A 4,545-nucleotide genomic window follows, 5' to 3' on the forward strand; every position below is an offset into this window, starting at 1 on the left:
GGGAGAAATAGATGTACTCGAACACACACCGGGACAGCGGCTCGCGCGGAAAGGGCTTGTACGACTGCAAGCCCTGCGGCGTACACAACACCACCTCGCCCGGCTCGACCTCCCGCTCATAGCGGGCGTCGATCAGGTCGAAGGCACAGGTTTCCGAGGCGACGACCGTGGTTTTCCGGTCCCCGTCCTGAATACGACCCAACACCAGCGGACGAAAGCCGTAGGGATCACGGGCGGCCACCATGGCGTTTTCGGTCAGGAATACCAGGGAGTAGGCTCCGCGCAGCTGGGCCAGGGCTTCGATGATCCGGTCAATCAGGGTCGGGGCCTGGGCGCCGGCGATCAGGTGCAGGATCACCTCGGTATCGACCGTGGACTGAAAGATCGAGCCCTGATGTTCCAGCCGCAGCCGTAGCTCGTCGGCGTTGACCAGGTTGCCGTTATGACCCAGCGCCAGCGAACCGTAGGTGTAGCGGGCGACCAGCGGCTGGGTATTCCTGAGCACGGTCGAGCCGGCGGTCGAGTAGCGGTTGTGGCCGATGGCGCTGGTGCCCTCCAGGCGTCGGATCTGGCGTTCGTCAAAAATATCGGCAACCAGGCCGAGGCCGCGATGGACGAGCAGGGTCTGGCTGTTGGACGACACGATCCCGGCCGACTCCTGGCCTCGGTGCTGCAGGGCGTACAGCGACAGGTAGGCGAGGTTGGCCGCGTCCGGGTGGCCATAGATGCCGACCACACCACACTCTTCGTGAAACCGGTCGGCCTGGTCGTGTGGATCCCGCATGGAACCTCCTTGGTGGGGAAGCGTGATTGCCTTTTGAGACTCGCGGTCATCACGATTCCCCATTTCGGCCGTCCGCTTCACAGACCCAGCTGTCGGGCCAGGGCGGTTCGCCACTCGTGGGCGAGCCGGGTGACCGGCAGGCGTATGCCGCCGGCAGGGGGGGACGCTGCTGTCATCTCGCTCGATTGCTCAGCAGCGTCTACCTGCAACTCCAAAACGCTTCCGCCGACCCGGCCCAGGACGCTGCACGGCAGCTCGGCCGCCTCGGCCAGGGTCTGGAGCCGGGCCAGTTTGGCCTCAGCTAATGAGACTAGCACCCGGGACTGGCTTTCGCCAAACAGCTGAGCATCGGGCCGCCCGGTGCCGGCCAGATGCACCTGAGCCCCGAGCGCGGTCGGACCGCTGATACACGCCTCGGCCAGGGCCACGGCCAGACCGCCCTCGGCGACATCGTGAGCCGAAGACAGCAGGTCTTCGGCGCTGGCGTCGAGACACAGCTGGTGGAGGCGTTTTTCGCGCTCCAGGTTCAGCTGCGGCGGCCGACCGGCCACCCGGTCATGCATCACGGCCAGATACTCGCTGGCGCCCAGCTCTTCCAGGCTCTCGCCCACCAGGACGATCACGTCGCCCGGCCGCTTGAACCACTGGGTCATCCGCCGGCCGACATCCGTCAGCAGGCCGACCATGGCCACGGTCGGCGTGGGCGGAATCGCCCGGCCCTCGGTTTCGTTGTAAAAGCTGACGTTGCCGCTGACAACGGCCAGGCCGAGCGCCTGACACGCGTCGCGCATGCCGGCAATGGCCTGCTGGAACTGCCACATGACCTCGGGTTTTTCCGGGTTGCCGAAATTCAGACAGTCGGACACGGCCAGCGGCCGCGCGCCGCTGACGGCCAGGTTGCGCGCGCTCTCGGCCACGGCGATCAGCGCGCCGCGATACGGGTCCTGGGCGCAGTAGCGGCTGTTGCAGTCCACGCTCAGACCGATCCCGGTCGTGGTGTCCTTGATCCGCAGCACGGCCGCGTCCGAGCCGGGCTGAACAACCGTATTGCCGCTGACCAGGCTGTCGTACTGCCGATACACCCATTCCTTGCTGGCAGCCGCAGCAGGACGGCGTTGTAATCGCTGGGCAGAGGCAGGCTGGTCAGGTCGAGGGTTTGGCGTTGGTCGAGGTCGTCCGGCCTGCGGGCCGGGCGTTCGTAGGCCGGGGCCGCGTCGGTCAGCGCTGAGACCGGAATGCGGACGACCTCGTGGCCCCGCCACGCAGCCCGGAACAGGCCGTCGTCGGTGACCCGGCCGACCACCACGGCGGGCAGATCCCAGCGCGAGAACAGCGCCCGGACTTCGTCTTCTTGGCCACCAGCAGCATCCGTTCCTGGGACTCCGACAGGAGCAGTTCATAGGCGCTGATGCCGTCCTCACGGGTAGGCACGGCGTCCAGATTCAGCACAAAGCCAGTCCCCCCCCGACCGGCCATCTCGACCGAGGAACTGGTCAGGCCGGCCGCTCCCATGTCCTGGATGGCTACGATGAGATCGCGCTGCATCAGCTCCAGGCAGGCCTCGATCAGCAGGTTTTCGGTAAACGGATCGCCGACCTGCACGGCCGGCCGGAGTTCTTCCGAGCGGGCGTCGAATTCGCGCGAGGCGAGCAGGCTGGCCCCATGAATGCCGTCCCGCCCGGTACGCGAGCCAACGTACATGACGGGGTTGCCCACGCCAGCCGCCCGGGCGCGAAAAATCCGGTCGGTCCTGACCACCCCCAGACTGAAAGCGTTGACCAGGATATTACCGTTGTAGCCAGGGTCGAAGTACACCTCGCCGCCGACCGTCGGCACGCCGACGCTGTTGCCGTAGCCGCCGATGCCGGCCACCACGCCCCTGAGCAGGTACGGGGTGCGCGGGTGGTCGGGTGCGCCAAAACGCAGCGAGTTGAGCGAGGCGATCGGCCGGGCGCCCATAGTAAACACGTCGCGCAGAATGCCGCCCACGCCGGTGGCCGCGCCATGGGTGGGTTCGATGAACGAGGGATGGTTGTGGCTCTCGATCTTAAACACCACGGCCAGCCCGTCGCCAATATCGACAATGCCCGCATTTTCGCCCGGACCCTGGAGAATGGCCGGACCCGTGGTCGGCAGCTGGGCCAGCAGGCGCCGCGAGCTTTTATAGCTGCAGTGCTCAGACCACATGACCGAAAAGACCCCCAGCTCCTCAAAGCTCGGGGTGCGGCCCAGCAGCTCGACAATGCGCTCGTATTCGGCTGCGGTCAGGCCGTGATCCTGGGCAAGTTGGAGGGTGACGGTCGGGCTGCGGGATGCCATGCCGCTGCGGGCGCTCAGCCCCGCCCCTCCTCCCACACGCCGACGAACAGCCGGCGCCCGTCCTCTCCGCCCAGCAGCGCCTCAACGGCGTGCTCGGGATGGGGCATCAGGCCGACGACATTGCCCCGCGGGTTGGTGACCCCGGCGATATTGTTGAGCGAGCCGTTGGGGTTGACGTCGGCCTCAAGCGCGCCCTCCCGGGTGGCGTAGCGAAACACGACCTGGCCGTTGTCTTCGAGCGCTTGCAGGGTGGGCGCGTCGGCAACATAGCAGCCCTCGCCGTGCTTGATCGGCAGGCGCAGGGTCTGGCCGGCCCGACACGTGGAGGTGAACGCGGTGCGGGCATTGTCCACCCGCACCCAGACCCAGTCGTTGATGAACAGCAGCGACTGGTTGCGGACCAGGGCGCCGGGCAGCAGACCCGACTCACACAGAATCTGAAAGCCGTTACACATGCCCAGCACCGGCCCGCCCGCCTCGGCAAAGGCGATAACACTCTGCATGACCGGGGAAAAGCGGGCCAGGGCGCCGCAGCGCAGATAATCGCCGTAGGAGAAGCCGCCGGGCAGGACAATCGCGTCCACGCCGTGCAGCTCGGCGTCCTTGTGCCACAGCCGGACGACCGGTTGGTCGAGGACCGTCTCCAGGCAGTAGACCGCGTCGCGGTCGTCGTTTGAGCCGGGAAAGGTGACCACCCCCCACTTCATCGGCCGCTACCTCCAAAGTGAACGATGATGACCTGATCTGTTAAGCGAGAAGATATCATCGTTCACTTTGCTCAACCAACTCAAAGCGAAAATCCTCGATGATCTGGTTGGCCAACAGCCGCTGACACATCTCCTCAACCCGCTGCCGGGCCTGGTCCGAGGCTAGGCCGTGGAGGCGAATCTCCAGGTATTTGCCCATCCGCACGTCGCTGACTTCGGTGTAGTCGAGGGCGTGCAGCGAGGCTGCCACGGCTTTACCCTGGGGGTCGAGAATGGCTTTTTTGGGGGTCACGTAGACTTTTGCCAACAGCATGGGGGTCGCCTGGGTGTGGCTCAATGGGAAGTCGCGTTCTCTTTTTGAGGCTCGCGGTCATCACGATTCCCCATCAGGGCGCGTTCGATAATAGCCTGGGTATGGCGCAGGGCGTGGCGGGCATCAAACAGCCGATCAATCTCGGCCGGCTCAAGCAGGCCGCAGATGTCCGGGTCCTGGCGTACCGCAGCGGCAAACGAGGCGTCTGTCTCCCACACCTGCATGGCGTTGCGCTGCACCCAGCGGTAGGCCTCGTCGCGGCTGACGCCTTTGCGGACCAGGGCCAGCAGCACGTGCTCGGAGTAGATCATTTCGCCCAGGGTCGTCAGGTTGTCGTGCATCCGCTCGGGATGGACCACCAGCCGGTCCAGAATGCCGCTCAGCCGCACCAGCATGAAGTCGAGCAGGATGGTGGCGTCCGG

Annotated in this window: 6 protein-coding genes; all 6 read right to left on the reverse strand. The window is 66.0% G+C overall.

Translation table 11 applies throughout. The features are described 5' to 3' along the window. Positions 1–784 (reverse strand): amidophosphoribosyltransferase (locus J4F42_18705; GenBank protein ID MCE2487550.1); only part of this gene is annotated, 784 nt, incomplete at its 3' end. Between the two features lie 77 nt (positions 785–861). Further along, complete coding sequence (locus J4F42_18710; protein ID MCE2487551.1) at positions 862–1,866, reverse strand: hypothetical protein; 1,005 nt, start codon at positions 1,864–1,866, stop codon at positions 862–864. 136 nt (positions 1,867–2,002) lie between these two features. Continuing rightward, on the reverse strand, positions 2,003–3,103 hold the full coding sequence (locus J4F42_18715; protein MCE2487552.1) for a hypothetical protein: 1,101 nt from the start codon (positions 3,101–3,103) through the stop codon (positions 2,003–2,005). Between the two features lie 14 nt (positions 3,104–3,117). Further along, entirely contained in the window at positions 3,118–3,810 is a 693-nt protein-coding gene (gene purQ / locus J4F42_18720; protein MCE2487553.1) for a phosphoribosylformylglycinamidine synthase subunit PurQ, read from the reverse strand. A gap of 55 nt (positions 3,811–3,865) precedes the next feature. Beyond that, entirely contained in the window at positions 3,866–4,123 is a 258-nt protein-coding gene (gene purS, locus J4F42_18725) for a phosphoribosylformylglycinamidine synthase subunit PurS (GenBank protein ID MCE2487554.1), read from the reverse strand. Between the two features lie 20 nt (positions 4,124–4,143). Continuing rightward, positions 4,144–4,545, reverse strand: a 402-nt coding sequence (locus J4F42_18730) for a hypothetical protein (protein ID MCE2487555.1), incomplete at its 5' end; no start/stop codon positions are given.

Source organism: Desulfurellaceae bacterium (genome assembly GCA_021296095.1).
Lineage (GTDB): Bacteria > Desulfobacterota > Binatia > Bin18 > Bin18 > JAAXHF01.